Source organism: Acinetobacter sp. FB (genome assembly GCF_056033405.1).
In genome coordinates, this window is the sequence record NZ_CM148502.1 from 3,408,073 (window position 1) to 3,426,357 (window position 18,285).

Annotated in this window: 17 protein-coding genes; 8 read left to right on the forward strand and 9 right to left on the reverse strand. The window is 39.6% G+C overall.

What is annotated here, in order from left to right:
- The first annotated feature begins 69 nt into the window (after window positions 1-69).
- The 4 genes from AC0JIQ_RS16255 (at window position 70) to AC0JIQ_RS16270 (ending at window position 4,029) form a co-directional block, all read left to right on the forward strand.
- Window positions 70-978, forward strand: coding sequence for a matrixin family metalloprotease (locus AC0JIQ_RS16255; RefSeq protein WP_474202237.1), 909 nt, complete (start codon window positions 70-72; stop codon window positions 976-978).
- A gap of 371 nt (window positions 979-1,349) precedes the next feature.
- Entirely contained in the window at window positions 1,350-2,309 is a 960-nt protein-coding gene (locus AC0JIQ_RS16260) for a matrixin family metalloprotease (RefSeq protein ID WP_474202238.1), read from the forward strand.
- A 310-nt stretch (window positions 2,310-2,619) separates the two neighbouring features.
- Window positions 2,620-3,525 carry a matrixin family metalloprotease gene (locus tag AC0JIQ_RS16265; RefSeq protein WP_474202239.1) on the forward strand — a complete coding sequence of 302 codons (906 nt, stop codon included), beginning with the start codon at window positions 2,620-2,622 and terminating at the stop codon, window positions 3,523-3,525.
- A 120-nt stretch (window positions 3,526-3,645) separates the two neighbouring features.
- On the forward strand, window positions 3,646-4,029 hold the full coding sequence (locus AC0JIQ_RS16270) for a hypothetical protein (protein ID WP_152630147.1): 384 nt from the start codon (window positions 3,646-3,648) through the stop codon (window positions 4,027-4,029).
- 48 nt (window positions 4,030-4,077) lie between these two features.
- On the opposite strand, the gene AC0JIQ_RS16275 is transcribed toward AC0JIQ_RS16270, so the two are convergent.
- The 4 genes from AC0JIQ_RS16275 to AC0JIQ_RS16290 form a co-directional block, all read right to left on the reverse strand.
- The gene (locus AC0JIQ_RS16275) at window positions 4,078-5,373 is read right to left on the reverse strand and encodes a lytic murein transglycosylase (protein ID WP_474202240.1); all 1,296 of its coding nucleotides are present in this window, start codon (window positions 5,371-5,373) and stop codon (window positions 4,078-4,080) included.
- A 634-nt stretch (window positions 5,374-6,007) separates the two neighbouring features.
- Window positions 6,008-7,129, reverse strand: a complete 1,122-nt coding sequence (locus AC0JIQ_RS16280; RefSeq protein WP_474202241.1) for a 5-(carboxyamino)imidazole ribonucleotide synthase — start codon at window positions 7,127-7,129, stop codon at window positions 6,008-6,010.
- A gap of 11 nt (window positions 7,130-7,140) precedes the next feature.
- Entirely contained in the window at window positions 7,141-7,653 is a 513-nt protein-coding gene (gene purE / locus AC0JIQ_RS16285) for a 5-(carboxyamino)imidazole ribonucleotide mutase (protein ID WP_474202242.1), read from the reverse strand.
- Between the two features lie 136 nt (window positions 7,654-7,789).
- Complete coding sequence (locus tag AC0JIQ_RS16290; RefSeq protein WP_474202243.1) at window positions 7,790-8,143, reverse strand: DMT family protein; 354 nt, start codon at window positions 8,141-8,143, stop codon at window positions 7,790-7,792.
- Window positions 8,144-8,366: 223 nt separating this feature from the next.
- Here AC0JIQ_RS16290 and mpl point away from each other — a divergent pair, with 223 nt between their 5' ends.
- Window positions 8,367-9,728 carry a UDP-N-acetylmuramate:L-alanyl-gamma-D-glutamyl-meso-diaminopimelate ligase gene (mpl, locus tag AC0JIQ_RS16295; RefSeq protein WP_474202244.1) on the forward strand — a complete coding sequence of 454 codons (1,362 nt, stop codon included), beginning with the start codon at window positions 8,367-8,369 and terminating at the stop codon, window positions 9,726-9,728.
- Window positions 9,729-10,221: 493 nt separating this feature from the next.
- Here mpl and AC0JIQ_RS16300 read toward each other — a convergent pair whose 3' ends face one another.
- From AC0JIQ_RS16300 to AC0JIQ_RS16315, 4 genes are read right to left on the reverse strand one after another with little or no spacing between them, the layout of a single operon-like run.
- Window positions 10,222-10,965: an SDR family oxidoreductase gene (locus tag AC0JIQ_RS16300; protein WP_474202245.1), complete on the reverse strand. Its 744-nt coding sequence runs from the start codon at window positions 10,963-10,965 to the stop codon at window positions 10,222-10,224.
- Window positions 10,966-10,981: 16 nt separating this feature from the next.
- On the reverse strand, window positions 10,982-11,680 hold the full coding sequence (locus tag AC0JIQ_RS16305) for a histidine phosphatase family protein (RefSeq protein ID WP_474202246.1): 699 nt from the start codon (window positions 11,678-11,680) through the stop codon (window positions 10,982-10,984).
- Complete coding sequence (locus tag AC0JIQ_RS16310; RefSeq protein WP_474202247.1) at window positions 11,677-12,798, reverse strand: phosphotransferase family protein; 1,122 nt, start codon at window positions 12,796-12,798, stop codon at window positions 11,677-11,679. Before AC0JIQ_RS16310 ends, AC0JIQ_RS16305 begins: the two co-directional genes overlap by 4 nt.
- A gap of 16 nt (window positions 12,799-12,814) precedes the next feature.
- Entirely contained in the window at window positions 12,815-14,044 is a 1,230-nt protein-coding gene (locus AC0JIQ_RS16315; protein WP_474202248.1) for an acyl-CoA dehydrogenase family protein, read from the reverse strand.
- Window positions 14,045-14,150: 106 nt separating this feature from the next.
- Between AC0JIQ_RS16315 and AC0JIQ_RS16320 the strand changes: the two genes are divergently transcribed.
- Entirely contained in the window at window positions 14,151-15,095 is a 945-nt protein-coding gene (locus AC0JIQ_RS16320) for a LysR family transcriptional regulator (protein ID WP_474202249.1), read from the forward strand.
- 31 nt (window positions 15,096-15,126) lie between these two features.
- Here the strand turns inward: AC0JIQ_RS16320 and AC0JIQ_RS16325 are convergent, their stop codons facing one another.
- Complete coding sequence (locus tag AC0JIQ_RS16325; protein ID WP_474202250.1) at window positions 15,127-16,332, reverse strand: low temperature requirement protein A; 1,206 nt, start codon at window positions 16,330-16,332, stop codon at window positions 15,127-15,129.
- 394 nt (window positions 16,333-16,726) lie between these two features.
- On the opposite strand from AC0JIQ_RS16325, the gene AC0JIQ_RS16330 reads away from it, so the two are divergent.
- Both AC0JIQ_RS16330 and AC0JIQ_RS16335 read left to right on the forward strand, forming a co-directional pair.
- Window positions 16,727-17,683 (forward strand): TerC family protein, encoded by a 957-nt coding sequence (locus AC0JIQ_RS16330; protein WP_004660524.1) that lies wholly within the window; start codon window positions 16,727-16,729, stop codon window positions 17,681-17,683.
- A gap of 193 nt (window positions 17,684-17,876) precedes the next feature.
- On the forward strand, window positions 17,877-18,266 hold the full coding sequence (locus AC0JIQ_RS16335) for a hypothetical protein (RefSeq protein WP_005219039.1): 390 nt from the start codon (window positions 17,877-17,879) through the stop codon (window positions 18,264-18,266).
- Window positions 18,267-18,285 lie beyond the last annotated feature (19 nt).

Below are 18,285 nucleotides of genomic sequence, written 5' to 3' on the forward strand. Positions count from 1 at the left end.
AATTCATTTAGATCAAAAGTCTCTTTTAAACTTATTCATCTCATTTTCAGAAGAATAGAAAATACAATCATGCGCTTTTTAATTTTTTCAGGGTTAATTATTTTCTTATTAGGGTTAAGTTATCAAACTCAGAAATACCCTCAACTAAAATTCAATTCATTAGCTGACCGTATCACTCATCCAATAGATACTCGCCTGCGTTATCGAATCGCTGAGGTAGATCCTCGTTTTAAACTCAGTATTGAACAAGTACAAGAAATCAGTCAACAAGCAACTCAAATTTGGAAAGATGGTACAGGTCAAGATTATTTTGTTTATGATCCAAATGCCCAGCTTGCAATTCATCTCATTTACGATGAACGCCAACAAGAAAGTGAACAACGCCGAGAACATATAACTCAACTCGAAGCGAATCAACAGGTATGGAAAGATAAAAAACAGCAATTAGATCAAATTGAACAAGAAATCATGCGGAGTAAGCAATTTTTAGATTTAAAACAACAACAACTCAATCAACAAATTCAGCAATATAATCAAGAGCAGCTTTCTGCTCAACACAACCAATCTTCATCTGGGAATTCGACATATTTTCAGCAGAGACAACAAGAGCTACAAAGTAATATTGAGTTAGTGCAACAAGAAGTTAATCAATACAATCAAAGAATTACTCAATTAAATCAAAAAATAGATGAACTGAATTCACTGAATCAACAACTAGATGCTTCAGTTAAACAATACAAACAACGCTTTCAACCACATTTATTTCATAAAGGCTTATTTAATGGAAAACAAATTTTAATCTATGAGTTTGAATCAGATAACGATTTACGATTAACTCTAGCACATGAACTAGGACACGCCCTAGGTTTACAACATGCAAACAGCCCTCAAGCTTTAATGTACCCCATTATGAAAGATCAAGAGATGGACCATTTCCGTCTCACTCAGGCTGACCGTGATTTATTATTAACAAGATAGCCTTTTATGACTGAATGAGTATTAGATTTTAGAAAATGACGATGGACCTTAAATGTCATAAATGACCAATTTTTAACTTAAAAGTAACAAAATTCCCCATTTTCAAAAATATTTACAAAAGTTAACAATAGGGTGGTTTTTGCCGTCTTTTTCAGAAATTTCCATCAGTTTATATTTAATACTTTGATATTTTTCGACTTAAGATTAAAAAACAAACAAATATTTTTCTTTTCCATTGTGTAAATTATTCGATTTAATTTTTTATTTATTAGAAAAAAATCACACTTTTTATCTATATTTATTAAATGTATAGCGTTTTGACGAAACCTAGAGATTGCTTAAAAATAAGCTTTATTTAGGAGAGATTGCTCATGCGCCATCATCATTTCGCTTTTTTTGCTGCGTGTTTATGCATGGGAATTTCTAATCTCTCTTACGCACAAAGCAGCTCAGTCAATAACAATATCCACTCACATGCATTGATAAAAGCTCCACTACATTATCGTATTGCTGACATTGATCCACGATTTAATTTAGATACTCAACAGGTGCTTGAGTTGACCCAACAAGCAGCTAAAATTTGGGAAAAAGAAACAGGTCAACAGCACTTTATTTACGATCCCCAAGCAGAATTTACGATCAATCTGGTTTTTGATGAACGTCAACAACGCAGTGCTGAGCGTGTTCAAAACTTAGATCAACTCAAACAACAACAAGGTCAATGGGAACAACAAAATCAACAATTACAGCAGTTCAAAGATGAAGTGCAAAAAACAACCAGTTTAATTGCCAGTAAACAATCTCAGCTTACAGCACAATTTCAACAGTACAATGTTGACGTACAACGTTTTAATCAAATGCGTTCATCATCGAAAGAATTAGCGGAGCAATTAAGCCAACGCCAAAAAGCATTACAGCAACAATCCGCTATGCTACAACAAGAGATTCAAATTCATAATCAAAAAACTCAGCAACTTAATCGAGATATTCAAAAACTCAATCAAAATAATAAGCAGCTTGTGGCATCAGCTCATCAATTTAATCAAACATTTCAGCCACGTTTGTTTCACAAAGGGCATTTCAATGGTAAACAGATTTATATTTACGAGTTTTCATCTAAAAATGATCTACGTTTGACGCTTGCACATGAGTTTGGCCATGCACTTGGGCTAGAGCATACCAATAATCCAACATCGCTGATGTATCCAATTATTCAGCAGCAAAATCTTGAAAAACTTTCACTAACTGAAGCAGACCGAGATCTTGTTCGAACAATGACACCCCCTTCCTCAGCAAATGATTTGACAATGTCAGTTTCTGACAAAAATTGATCATTTGATATATTTATTTGCATTAAATGAAATTTATTTACGTGAAATAGAATGTATTTTATTATGTTCTATTTCATCTTATTTAATTTAAAGTTTGGAAAAAATGATTAAATTTAAACCACTGTAATCTGAACTATTGTGTAATATTTTATAGAAAAAATAGCATATTAAAGTTCATTTATTCTCGTCTATTTTGATATTTTTTTCTTCCAAACCTGAAATTAAAACTAGTATAAAACAGCTTTTTGGTAATTTGACTACAAATTTAATTTGATTAAAATGCGACCTTTTTCAATCTTTATCTTTCGTTATGCACCTGTTCTCCCTTGTTTTGGCTACATGCTTTTTCATGATAGCTTCAGCAACTGCTTTCGCTCAAATTTCAGCAAGCTCAAGCAAAAATCCGATTGCATACCGTAGCAATAATCCCCTGCACTATCGCATCGCAAGCTTAGATCCGCGCTTAAATATAAGTTCGCAACAAATGATCGAACTCTCTAAGCAAGCTGCTGCGATCTGGGAAAAAGATACAGGTCAAAAGTATTTTGTTTACGATCCTAAAGCAGAGTTAGTCATTCATTTAGTGTTTGATCAACGTCAAGTTCGTAGTATGAAACGCTCAGAGAATCTATACCTATTGGAGCAGAAGCAACAAATCTGGTTAAATCAAAATCAGCAACTTCAAAATATAAGAGAAAATTTAGCGCAGTCAGCAACGCAACTCGAATTGCAAAAAATTGAGTACCAAAGTAATACTGCGAAATACCAGAAAACGTTGCAAAAATTAGAAAATTCACGCTTTCACAAAAGTCTAATGATGACTCTTCAACAGCAACAACAACTGTTAAAACAACAATCTGCTGACTTACAGAATCAGATTGAACAGCATAATTTGTTGGTTCAACAACTGAATAATGAAGTGGAAAAATCCAAACAGCTACATCAACAGTTAAATGAATCTGTTGCAGCATTTAATCAAAACTTTAAACCACAAGTCATACATAAAGGTCAATTTGATGGAAAACAGATTTTTATTTATGAATTTTCATCACTTGATGATTTACGCCTCACTCTGGCACATGAGTTTGGACATGCACTAGGTTTAAAGCATACCAAAGATCCAAAATCACTGATGTATCCAAGAATCAAGGAACAAGATGCGAAGAACTTTCAACTCGCAGATGTCGATCTGGAACTACTCGGCTTTTCTCGTTAAGTCTCTGTTATAAGAATATGAGAAATCTATAAGCTGATGTTTTTAAAAAGATCGTAACAATGAGTCGATTCTTTTGATTTATTCATGTTATTGTGGTGTCAAAACATCATCTTAGTCTTAATGGAGATCAGCATGAGTTATTATCATATCCTCATTGAAGTGAATGACCACATCAGTACGATTGAACAGACTCGTGATATTGAAATCTTAGATATTCAGGATCTTAGTCCGTATCTTCATTCTATTTTGATCCCCTATTTCAATGAACATGAATTAGAGTTTGAAGATGAGAATCTTACTTATAATGAAGTTCTACATCTCGAAGTTAAACAAACGCTTTTGCCGATTGAACACTTGATTGAAGAAGAACAAAAACAACTACCTAGCGATACAGATGTGACCATTACTGCTTACGAGATTTTTAATGATCGTGATTTAAGCCAAGATGTCACAGCAGTAATTTTTGATATTTTAGAAGCCATAAAATTAGATGCTGCACCCTAAATAAAACGAGGTCTGCGTTTAAGCAGACCTTATTTTATTTAAATATACTTATTGCATCATTTGTTTTGCTTGCTCTTGCCTAAATGCACGTAAAATTTGTTGACCAGCACGACCTGTAGGATTCAAGCCTAAGCGTGTTTGCTCTTGGCGAATGGCTTGACGACTTTTGTCTCCAATCAATCCATCCACCACACCAATATCATAACCTCGCTTGACTAAAAACTGCTGAATTTCGCGACGCTCTGCTCGAGAAGTCCCTGCATCATCCGTTGGCCAAGACGTTAAAAATGCTGTACCGCCACGCAAACGATCAGATAAATGAGCGATCGCTAAACCATAACTTTCAGCAGCGTTATAGCTATAAATTGCATCAAAGTTTTTAAAGACCAGAAATATTGGACCATTTACGCCCGCAGGTGAAATCAATCCAGCAGGCGTACTTCCCGATAGATTACCCTGAATTAAAGCTGTGCCATCTGCACGCGTCACACCTTGTGCAATCCAACTATTCAAAGATTTTTTATTGCGACGACTTTCTCCTGCAATTGACATTCCTTGTGGAATTTTGACTTCAAAGCCCCATGGCAATCCTGTTTGCCAACCTGCTTGCTTTAAAAAGTTTGCAGTTGAAGCCAAAGCATCTGCTGTACTTGAAACTAAATCACGGCGGCCATCACCATCAAAGTCTACCGCCAAACGTTCATAAGTCGATGGCATAAACTGGGTATGCCCAAATGCACCTGCCCAAGAACCATAAAGTTGATCTTGGGTTAAATCACCGCGCTTTAAAATACGCATCGCGGCAAAAAATTCACCACGGAAATAACTTTGACGGCGTCCCTCACAACTTAAAGTCCCTAATGCTTGCAATAAGGGATATTTACCAGAAATATCGCCGTAGTTACTTTCCACACCCCACACCGCCACTACAGTTTCTGCCGGTACACCATAAGCCTGTTCAACTCGATTTAAAACAGCACGATGTTGAGCAAGTTTCTGCTTACCTGCTTGGACACGCTCATCATCAACCAAACCTGATAAATAGTCCCAAATTGCAGTAGAAAATTCAGGTTGATAATTCAATTTGTCTATGACCGAATAATCTGGTTTTAACTTCTGCGTATAACGATCATAGCTTGATGCTGAAACACCAGAAGCAATTGCTTGTGGGCGTAAATTTGCTAAGCAGCCTTGAAAATCTGAAGTTGAAGTATATGTACTCGTGTTTTGAATGGCAGTTGAGGATGAGGAAAATGTTGTACCATTAATCACAAGCTCAGCATGCGCCTGACTAAAAAACGTAAAAAAGGCAGTGCCTAGAAAAAAAGAAAAATAATGTTTCATGACTTAACCAAAATATTTGAATTCAAATTTCCATATCACCTTAACATGCTGTTTGAATATGTATCGTTTGGAAACGTAACTTTGAATTCATTTATTGTCTTTTAAATTTAAAACCTAATTTTTAAATTCATAATTCTACCGTCGTTTTAAATTTAAAAGTTATCAATACCCTTCATTTAAATTCAAAACAAGCAGCAATCACTATCTGTATTTTTGAATTTAAAAATAACTTCATATCGACCATGTTTTCTAAATTCAAAAATAGATACCTCATTTAAATTCATTCCAATTTAATAAAACAGCTTAAACCCACACATTATTCCTTACATTTCATAAAATTAAGATCGAAAATAGATATCCACAATCTCAAAATTTAAATTCAAAACACAGTGATACCTTTAGTTTTAAATTTAAAAACTACATATTTTTGAATTTAAACCACAACACTCAATAACCCACCATAGTTTAAATTCAAATTTTTCACACTATTTTAAATTCAAAAGCCCATCTTAAAGTTACCCACAGCACACCCAAACTGGTATCGAGCATTTTTTGAATTTAAAACTTTAAATTTAAAATAATAGACGATAAAAAAGCGACCCGAAGATCGCTTTTTTAGCTATTGTGGATAAGTTTAGAGGTTCATATCCGCTGTTAATGCCAATGGCACAGGTAAAATCTGAGCTAATTGGCGGCATAACACAGTCAATTCGTCACTATTGTTTGGCATCAAAGTAATATGACCAAGCTTACGACCAGCACGCTCAGACTTATTATAAAGATGTAAATGCGCACCTTTGAGTGCTAAAACATCTTCTGATTTAGGGTGTTGACCAATGATATTGATCATCACTGTTGGACGCACAACATCGGTTGCTCCAAGCGGCAAGCCTGCTACTGCACGAATATGATTTTCAAACTGCGAGCAAATCGCACCTTCAATCGACCAATGTCCTGAATTATGAACACGACATGCCATTTCATTCGCATAAAGCCCTTGTTCAGTCACGAATAATTCAAGCGTAAGCACACCCACATAATTAAGATGATTCAACAACCGAGTAATATAGTCTTGTGCAACTGGCTGTAAATCTGTGCTATTTGGTGCAGGAACAATCGAGTGAGAGAGAATACCCTTGTGATGATGGTTTTCGGCGAGTGCCCATGTTTTGACATCACCATCTTGACCACGTACCGCAATAATCGATACTTCACGGCTGAATTTCACAAAGCTTTCAGCGATTAAACTTTTTGCAGGCCCTAATTCAGTCCAAGCTGTATCAATTTGATCTTCAGAACGTAATACAAACTGACCTTTACCATCGTAGCCGCCTGTTACGGTTTTTAATACGATAGGTAGTCCTAATTCAGTTACCGCTTGTTTTAAGCTGTCCAAGCTGTCCACAGCACGATACGGTGCAATTGGGATATCAAGTTCGTCAAACAAACTTTTTTCTGCCAAGCGATTTTGTGCCGTCGCCAAGGCAAGGCGAGGAGGGTGTAGTGTTTTGGTTTGGGTCAAAACATCCACATCGGCAACAGGTGTATTTTCAAATTCAAGGCTGAATACATCGGCACTTGCGATGAAATCTTGTAGTGCTTCTGGATTTTTACTTGAAAATACAGGACCTAAAATAGCTGCTGGGCAGTCTGTTTCGGCTTCGAAAAAGCTACATTGAATATTGAGTGGTAAAGCTGCTTGCGCCATCATGCGGCCAAGCTGTCCACCACCAAAAATACCGATGGTTTTATTCATGATTGGCCCCGTTATACTTGACCAGGAATGTTATTGTTCGATACTTTTTCCTTTTGAGCTGTGCGGAAATCAGCCACATTTTTAGCAATATCTGGGCGGGTTAAACCTAGAATTTGCGCTGCAAGAATTGCCGCATTGGTTGCACCAGCCTGACCAATAGCCAAAGTACCTACCGCAATACCCGCTGGCATTTGTACAATCGAAAGCAATGAATCTACACCATTTAAAATTGAAGATTTAACAGGCACGCCAAGCACAGGCAAATCAGTTTTAGCAGCACACATCCCAGGTAAATGTGCAGCGCCACCAGCACCGGCAATAATTACCTGAATACCACGATCGCGTGCTGTTTCAGCATATTCAAATAAACGATCTGGCGTACGGTGCGCAGAAACCACCTCAGCTTCAAAAGGAACACCCAATTGTTTGAGCATATTAGCGGTATGTTCAAGGGTTGCCCAATCTGATTGAGAACCCATGATAATTCCGACTAAAGGTTGGCTATCTGTTGCGACCGCATTCATTGGCTTTTCCAAAACATGATAAAAATAGAGAAGTATCTCGACTTACGCCAAGCACGAAGGAATAAATTGGTAAATATTATAGCGGTTTTTTCAAACATCCCCAACCACAGAACGCATTAACGACTTTCTTGAAAAATTAAGTTTGATTACGAAAAACAAAATAAACACATCCCATCAAACAAAGCATGGCCCAGACATAATCCAACTTGAATGGTTGTTTAAACAGAAAAACCATAAAGGGAACAAATACCATGAGTGTAACCACCTCTTGGGTGATCTTCATTTCCCCCAAACTCCAACCCTGTTGATTTAATAACTTAGTCGCAGGAATCATGAAACTATATTCCAGCAGGGCTATACACCAGCTAAACAGGATTGCTTGCCAAAGCGGTGCATCATGTAAAATCTTCAGATGCCCATACCATGCCATAGTCATAAAACAGTTGGAAATAATCAACAAACATAGCGCTAAAAGTGTCGGGCTCAACATCGTGTTCTTTTATCCAAATCAGGGTTGAACAATAGGGAATAGCATGCCAGTAAAACCCTTGAAATATTAGCATCTATCTGCATTATTTTAAGTAAACAACAACAACGAATTTTGACTATCTTTTCTATGCAAGCCTTGCTATCGTTGCGTTTGATTTTTATTGATAACGACAATCATACATACGATATCAGTGCTGTATGAAAAGCAGTGGAGAAGGCGCGTTATGCATCTGCATATTTTGGGTATTTGTGGCACATTTATGGGGTCTTTGGCTCTACTCGCACGAGATTTAGGACATAAAGTCACAGGTTCAGATGCCAATGTTTATCCACCAATGTCGACTCAACTGGAAAATGCAGGTATTGAATTGATGCAGGGCTATGAGCGTAGCCACTTGCAACCGCATCCTGATCTTGTGATTGTCGGCAATGCCATGAAACGTGGTATTGATGCGATTGAATACATGCTGAATGAAGGCCTGCCTTATATTTCTGGCCCGCAATTCTTGGCCGATCATGTGCTACAAGGCAAACATGTGCTTGGTGTCGCAGGTACACATGGTAAAACCACCACCACCACCATGCTGGCTTGGGTGCTTGATCAAGCAGGTTTAAATCCGGGTTTCTTGATTGGTGGCGTACCACTCGGTTTTAGTGAAAGTGCACGTTTAGGTGGTGGCAAATATTTCTGTGTAGAAGCAGATGAATATGATTCTGCCTTCTTCGATAAGCGTTCTAAGTTTGTTCACTATCACCCTAAAACCGCAATTCTCAACAACCTTGAATTTGACCACGCCGACATTTTCGATGATCTGGCTGCAATCCAAAAACAGTTCCATCATTTGGTGCGTACTATTCCAAGTGAAGGTCGTATTATTGCGCCAATTACTGAAACCAATATCGATGAAGTATTAGAGCAGGGCTGCTGGACCCCTGTGGTTCGTACCAGTCTAGAACCAAATGAGCAAGCTGCGTTATCTGCTGAACTGATCAGTGCCGATGGTAGCCACTTTAAAGTGCTTGAACACGGCCAAGTGGTCGGTGAAGTGAAATGGAATATGACAGGGCAGCACAGTGTTGCTAATGCTTTAGCGACCATTGCTGCTGCACAACACGTGGGTGTCAGCCTTAAACAGGCGTGTGAAGCATTATCCAACTTTGGCGGTGTTAAACGCCGTATGGAGCTGTTAGGCACTGTGCGTGGCATCGAAGTCTATGATGACTTTGCCCATCACCCAACTGCGATTGAAACCACACTCGACGGCGCACGTAAGCGCTTAGGTGAACGTAAGCTATGGGCAATCATTGAACCACGTTCGAATACCATGCGTATGGGCAGCCATAAAGATGGTTTGGCACATTCGGCACGTTTAGCGGATGAAGTGATCTGGTATCAGCCAGAGGGCTTGGATTGGGATTTACAGCCTGTGATCTCAGCATCAGCAAACAAGGCTGAAGTCAGCCGTTCTCTAGATGAGATCATTGCCCGTGTGGTGAATGAAGCAGGTGAGGGCGATGCTGTGGTGATCATGTCCAATGGCGGTTTTGGTGGTTTACACCAAAAGTTAATTACGGCTTTGTCATAATTAACTTCAACATTTGCTCTAACTTATTGAAAAACTATTGTCCCAACGGAGTCTTGCAAATTCTTATCTAATTTGTGGATCAGCCTGCGGCTCGCCCTACTTTTCTTTCGGGAAAAGTAGGCAAAACCATTGTCATCTGCAAAACCTGTCCTCTTCTTGCATTTATCAACATATATCGCAAAAACAGTCTCTTACTTAAACCATGCAGGTTGCAGATGACGTTTCCGAGTATCACATTTCCTCAAAGTTATGTTAGTTCAGATCGTGAAAGGCGGCATGGATGCCGCCAGTTGGACAGTTCTTGCGCTGCTTTTCAAAGCAGTGCTTTGAAAAATTGCTCAGGATATACCCTCTGCTCAACAAAAGATTTTTGTTACTTTTCATCTTTGAAAAGTAAGGAAACACCTATACCCAAACGAGTTAATGATTCAGCCTATATGAGGCTGTGAAATCTTGCCAATTAGAGATATCTCCAATCCATTTTAAATCGTAATCAACTCAATTTATTCACCAATTTCAACGGCAAAATCTTCATTGCTATGCCCATTGGCAACCACGGCCACTGCGGTACATACGCCTTCACTGGTTCCTTCTCAATCGCTTTCACCAAAGCCTTACTTCCCGTTTTCTCGTCCACTTCAAAGGGTAATTTCTTCGCGCCTTCATTTAACTCAGTGCGAATATAACCCGGGAAAATCGTTGAGACTTTAATTGGCGTATTCAACAACTCAGCACGAATCCCTTCCGCCAAATGCGCCACCGCAGCTTTACTCGCGGCATAGGTCGATAAATGCTTGGGTAAACCACGCATCGCACTCATCGAAGAGATCACCACCAAATGACCTTTATTTTGCGCTCTAAAGATTTCAACCGCGGCTTCACACTGTGCCAGTGCCGAAATAAAATTGGTTTCAGCGGTCGCACGATTCACATCAAAATGCCCCTTACCGATACGGCGACCATCACCAACGCCTGCATTGACAATAATTCGGTCAATCGTTCCAAATTCTTGCTGAAAGGCTTTAAAAACCGTAAACACATCATCGTAATGGGTCACATCAAGGGTTTTAATCTTGACCTGAATCGAAAACTGGCTTTGCAACTGTTGTTGTAAGGCTTCTAAACGCTCTAAACGTCGTGCACAAAGCGCTAGATTGTAGCCTTTGGCAGCAAATTCACGCGCCATACCTGCGCCCAAGCCCGAACTTGCCCCTGTAATTAAAATCGTCTTTGCCATGCCTGCCACCTATTTTTTAAATCCATGTTAAAAGTTCAGCATCACGCGCTTTCAAATAATGATGCTCATTGAAACTGAGTAATTGCAAACGACCATCTGTCCAACGCAACGTTGTAATACTGGCATTAGCAATCGACCAATTCAGTGCAAAAATCTGTTTAGCATCCAGACCTAATACCTGACCGACAGCCACAGAAATGACCCCACCAGAACTAAATACCACCGCCTGACGGGGTTGCGTGGCATCAATCTGCTGGCACAAACTGTGCAAAGCACTTTCTACACGTGATTGAAAGCCTAACCAGGTCTCATGATATTCATGGTCATATTGCTCTCCAATCCAGCGATCAATCGCACCATCAAAGATTTTGGCCAGATAAGCACGTGGATTGGCCATCAATTCAACATCTTGTTTCAGCAATTCAGGTTGATTAAAACGCGGTTCGTATTGTGCAAACACCTGTTGATGATCAAACTCATTCCATACCGATTCAGTTTGAATCGCTGCATCATGAAAGCTTTGTGATAAGGCCAATTGCGCCGTCTGTTGATGACGTTGCATGGAACCCGCCACAATCAGCGGCGTTTGCTTTAGGGTCTGTTTAAAAAAATCACCGACGACCTGTGCCTGCTGTTCACCTTTGGCTGATAGTTGGTCATAACTTGCCGCACCAAAAGATGCCTGCCCATGTCGTACCAAATAAATTGTGGTCATCGTTTTAAAATATCCTGTAGTTTTGCGCCATATTCAGCAATCAATGGTTGCGCTTGCGGATAGTTTTGCGCAATCAGTTTTAAAGCTCGAATATGTAAGGCATGAATCATGATCCAAAAATCTTTAAAGGCCGGATTATCGGTTTGCTGATGGTAATAACGATAATAGATCTGTTGGGCGATGACTGCCAAACGGAACAAACCGAACACTTCATAAAATGCCCAGTTATCAGGCTTTAAACCTGTTTTTTCCAGATAATAATCCACCACCTGTTGCCGTGTCAGCATGCCTTTTAAATTGGTGGGTTGCCGGCGGCTGGATTTCATCAAAGCATCATCATCCTCTTGGATCCAGTAGGCGAGGGCACTGCCTAAATCCATCAACGGATCACCCAGTGTTGCCATTTCCCAGTCCAGTACCCCAATCACTTGAGTTGGTTGTTGTGGATCTAAAATGACATTATCAAAACGCCAGTCATTATGAATCACGCAGGTTTTAGCATCGGCAGGAATGTGTTGCTGGAGCCATTCACGGACAAAGGCAAAATCAGGCACATTTGGTGTCAGTGCTTTACTAAAACGCGCATCCCAACCTTCGACCTGACGGCGGCAATAGCCTTCGCCTTTGCCCAATTTTTCTAACTCTGTGCCTTGATAAGGCACTTGATGTAGTTCAATCAATTTATCCAGAACATTCAAACACAACTGCCGTATTTGCTGCGCATCCAACTGTAAATCTTTAGGTAAATTGGCACGTGGAATAATGCCCTCAATCCGTTTCATGACATAGAAGTCACATCCCATCACGCTCTCATCCTGACACAATGCGACCATCTCAGGTAATACAGGGTAGAACGGCGCAAGATGCTTCTGCACATTGTATTCACGTGCCATATCATGCGCTGATTTGGCTTTGGTCCCTTTAGGCGGACGACGCAAGATCAGGTCTGAATTGTCATACTGCAGCCGATAGGTCCAATTCGATGCACCACCTGAATATTGGGTCACTTGAGCCTGTCCTTGCAGATCTACACCTTGGTTTTTTAACCAGCTTTCAACCGCTGCAATATCCAGTTCTTCACCGCGACGAACTTGTCCACCGATATCAATCATTGTCATTATTGTATTTTCCTTATCAACGAGCATAGCCACGTTTTTTCAGTTCTAATTTGGCAATCATGCCTTTATGGACTTCATCAGGTCCATCGGCCAAACGTAAACTACGCGCTTGATTGAAAAAGGCTGTCAGTGGGGTATCGCGGGAAACGCCTTCACCACCATGAATCTGAATCGCCATATCAACGACGTTTTGCAATACAGTCGGTGCAACGACTTTGATTGCAGAAATTTCGGTGAGTGCTGCCATATTACCTAAGGTATCCATCTTATAAGCAGCATACAGCGTTAATAAGCGCGCTTGATCGATCTGCACACGTGCTTCCGCGACACGCTCTAAATTGCCGCCCAGTTTAAGGATTTCTTTACCAAAGGCTTTACGGGACATACCACGATCAATCATCAGTTCCAAAGCTTTTTCCGCTGCGCCAATACAACGCATACAGTGGTGAATACGACCAGGCCCTAAGCGCCCTTGAGCAATTTCAAATCCTTGACCTGCACCACCAATAAAGTTGCTCACAGGTACACGCACATGGTCAAAATTGACTTGTCCATGCCCATGCGGTGCATCGTAATCACCAAACACAGGCAACATTCTTTCAATGCTCACACCTTGCGTATCAATCGGTACCAATACCATCGAATGCTGATGATGACGGTCTTTATTCGGGTCTGGGGTATAAGCCATGAAAATAATCACTTTGGCATTGGGATCGCCCAAGCCCGATGACCACCATTTGCGGCCATTCAGTACAATTTCATCACCCTCAATCACCGCCGTGGCCTGCATATTAGTAGCATCACTGGAAGCCACGGCGGGTTCAGTCATACAGAACACTGAACGGATTTCTCCTGCAAGCAAAGGTTGCAACCATTGCTGTTTTTGCACTTCACTGCCATAGCGCCACAATACTTCCATATTGCCGCTATCTGGTGCATTACAGTTAAATACGGTTGGTGCAAGTAAGCTACGTCCAGTCAGTTCGGCAATATGCGCATATTCCTGAACCGATAAACCAGCACCCAATTCCGCATCGGGCAAAAACATATTCCATAAGCCAGCCGCTTTAGCCTTATCTTTCAATTGTTGTAATTGTTCTGGCCACTGCCACTTGGTCCAGTCACCATCCACATTGAGATGATGGACTTCATCCCAAAATGCCTTTTCAATCGGTTCTATTTCTTGTTGAATAAAGGCTTGCGTTCGTGTAATAAAATCCTGTGCGCGTTCAGATAATGCAAACATCATCATTTCCCTCAAAGTAAAAATTTGGCGAAGCTCGATTCGCTGCTTTACATCACCATAAGCGAAAATTTATTATGAATGAAATGATTTTATTTTATTCAAAACTATGAATCAGATTCATAATACTAACCCATTGGAAGTGGCTCACTTTCATCGGATTGATATTAATTTATATCCGCTGTTTATTGCGATTTTTGAGCAAAAGAGCATTTCCAAAGCTGCCCAATTGTTGTGTATCAGCCAATCTGCGGTCAGCCACGCCTTGCAGCGTTTACGCACGCAACTGGGAGATGACTTATTTGTTCGAAGCGGGCAAAAAATGCTGCCTACGCCTTATGCTGAGCAGATTTATCAGCCGATTCAAACGGCTTTATTGAGTATTCAAAAAATCGCTATGCCTCAGCAAGATTTTATGCCAAACATGCTACAAAGTATAAAAATCGCGATTCATGATGAAATCGAACCCATTATTTTTCCTCAATTGATCAATCACTTTGCCAAGCAAAACCTGAATATTCAGTTTTTTAGTTCTAAACTTGATCGTAAAAATATGTTGGCTGATTTGTCTGCACAACAAATCGATTTTGTAATTGACTTAGTACAACCGTATCAAGCTCATTTACAGTTTGAAAACCTGATTGAAGATTATTTTGTGGTCTGCACACAGCAAACTAAAATGGATTTATCACTCTATTTATCTTCACCGCATATTGGTGTGTCATCACGGCGTACAGGGTTATTATTAGAGGATATTTATCTAAATCGACAACAATTGTCTCGGCAAATTTTTTTACGCTGTCAGCACTATTCAACAGCTTTACAGGTCTTAGCGCAGCACCCAAATGCAATACTGACTATCCCTCAAAGTATTCTGAAACATCTACACTATTCAAAAGATTTACAGATTCATGCACTTCCGATTGAATTACCCAAAATCAATATGGGTATGTATTGGCATGAGCATGTCAAACACAATGCAAGACATCAGTTTTTACGTGCAGAAATTTTAAATGTCTTTCACTCAGCGCAAGCTACAGCAGTGCTGCCATAGCTTATTTGGAGGAACGATCAGCTTATGAAACTTAATGAGGAGAATGGCTTGAATGAATAGGCTCATCAACACAATTCATTAAATACGTCTTTGAAAAAATGAGTCTGAAGACATAAATTACAGCCATCGCAAAGACGCTGTATCCAATCTGAGTAAATAGTAAAGGGATACAGAATAAAATTAAAATGGTCATTGGATAAACCCAACGACGCCAGCCGCGTAAATAAAAAGCTTCATAAAATAACCAAAGATAGGTGCTATAAACAGCCAAACAAGTCGCTATCACTAAACCCATCATTTGGCTAGAAATATGCGCATGTTGTGTCGACACGTCAACAGCGGCCGCTAAGGCCGCACCGAGAGCTGCGATACTAATAAAAATAAAGAAATGCCCATATCCCCATAAAAAAGGTTGCACACCTCGACGTTGATGATGGTGATGACTTCGATCAAAATAGACCCACCACATCGCAAACATCATTAATAGTCCACCGACTATTAGGAAAATTTCTTCTAGATTTAAAACATGATTAGAAAAAGCATCTTGTATGGCTGCGAAGCTACCAATAATCGACTCACCCAGTACAATGATGGTCAATAATGCATAACGCTCCACAATATGATGGGGATGCCATGGCGTAGCAGTATGTCTTTCAGCATAAAAAGGAACAGCCAGTTCTAAGCCGACTAAGCATAAGAACATCAGTGGAGTCAGTTGAATCGAACTAAAATTACCAATTAACCATGCAAGTTGAACCAAGACAATTCCGATTGCATAACGATATGCTGTTACTCTTCGTTCAGGGTCATATTTTGCCACGCGTATCCACTGGGTGACTAAGGCCAAGCGCATGATGATGTAGCCAATAATAATCACATCGAAATCATGCTGCTGAAACACTGCGGGAATCCCCGCCGCCATCACCAATGAACCCAAAATTTGCACGAAGGTTAAACAACGATACAACGTGTCATCATTATCATAAGCGGAGGCAAACCAAGTGAAATTCATCCATGCCCACCATAATGCAAAAAACACCATAAAGTAGGTAGGCAAAGCATGCCAAAGATAGCCTTCGATCATCGCATGATGGAGTTGCTGACCTGCCGTTGCGATCGCAACCACGAAGATGAGATCAAATAAAAGTTCTAAAGGCGTAGCTACACGATACTGTTCTTCTGGATCTCGGGGTGCAAATAACTTTAATCTTTTAATTTGATGATGTTCAACACTCATATCTTCTTCTCAAGGCATCAAAAGCCTGTAAATTTTAGCCCAACTCGTGGGAATGAAAGCTCTATTCTGTCTGCATCATAAAATATTGTTGAAAATTTATTCACACAAAATTTGCGCTAATGCGTAAATTATGTAATGCTATACCTACTTTGGATGTCACCATCCATACAGAATTAGTTTGACAAGGGGAGTAGCCTCCTCCAAACCTAGGTAGTGTAGTTTAAATACTTAGGTGTCAGAGCTTCGTCATTACACTTTGCAAAAAGTCGGACTCTGAGCATCACAATCGCTTTGTGATGTAGGCAAGACCTTGATCATGTTGAAACAGATGTATTTATTCATCTGGCAACTGGTCAAGGTTTTTTTATGCCCAGTTGCTAGATAGGGAGTTGTGATGGAAACTATCGGTAATCTATGGCTGTATGTAGTATTCTTCGGCCTTGTCACAGTCATGCTTTTGGTCGATTTTTTAGGCTTTAAACAAAAACAAAACCAAGATGTTCCAATCAAGCAAGCCGCTTACTGGAGTATTGCTTGGGTCACTGTAGCAACGCTATTTGGTGGGGGTTTGTGGCTCTATCTACAGCAAACAGTAGGGCTCACCCTTGCGAATCAAAAAACCATGGAATACTTCGCAGGTTATCTACTGGAAAAATCACTGGCAATCGATAACGTCTTCGTTTGGTTGATGATCTTCGCAGCATTTGCAATTCCACCTGCATTGCAACGTAAAATCTTACTTTATGGTGTATTAGGTGCGATTGTTTTAAGAACCATCTTTATCTTTATTGGGGCTTGGTTCGTACAAGAGTTTTCTTGGGTACTTTATATTTTCGGTGCATTCCTTGTGTATACAGGTTTTAAATTCTTGAAAGGTCAAGATGAAGAAACCAATATTGAAGATATTAAATTACTGAAATGGTTACGCAAACACATGCGTATTACCCCTCAACTTGAAGGTAATAAATTTTTCGTCCGTCAAAATGGCGTGTTGTGGGCAACACCTTTATTTTTAGTTTTAATCTTAGTTGAAGCATCTGATGTTATTTTCGCGGTCGACTCTATCCCTGCAATTTTCGCGGTAACCAGTGACCCGTTCATTGTATTAACAGCAAACTTAATGGCGATTTTGGGTTTACGTGCAATGTTCTTCTTACTTGCTGGCGCTGCATCTAAATTACATTATTTACCTTATGGTTTAGGCATTATCTTATTGTTTATTGGTGCGAAGATGTTATTGCTTGATGTATTCCATATGCCAATCTGGATCTCATTAGGCTTCATCGTATTGGTATTAAGTATTACTGCTTATTTATCATTACGCCACAACAAAAAACAACCGCAACCTTAATACATCATATAGGGCATCTAATAAAAATTTGGATGCCCTATTATTTAAAATATAAGAATAGACTATACATTAAAAAAACAGATCAATATGATATGTCGGCTTATCGCTTTTATCTTTCTTAATCAGAAACATAATAAACAAGACTTGCTCACATATTTATGTCGATCAAGCAAATTAAAATGAGTGGGGTCTCATGCGTTCTAAAAAAATTAATCTTGTTGTTGTACCATTATTACTGACTGCCTGTAGCCATAATGATGGACCTTTAGTACAAGATGTTTATAACAATCAATATGATTGTGCAACAGACTGGAATACTGAAACTTGTGAAGAAGAAAATAGCTCAGGGAGTGGAAGTTCTACTGCTGGGGTTCGCTATTATGGTGGTTTTGGTTCTGGGCGCTATTTAGGACCACAATATTATCAACATAATCGTGAAGTCTCTTTTAAAGGCAATACTTTGAGACCACATACCAATCTCAGTGTGGGACAACCTTCAATTTCAACTACTGCAAAACGCTATTCTGTATCATCACCTATTCGTGGCGGTTTCGGTCGTGGCGGCTCATCATTTGGCGGCTAATTAAAAGACTGAAACTCAA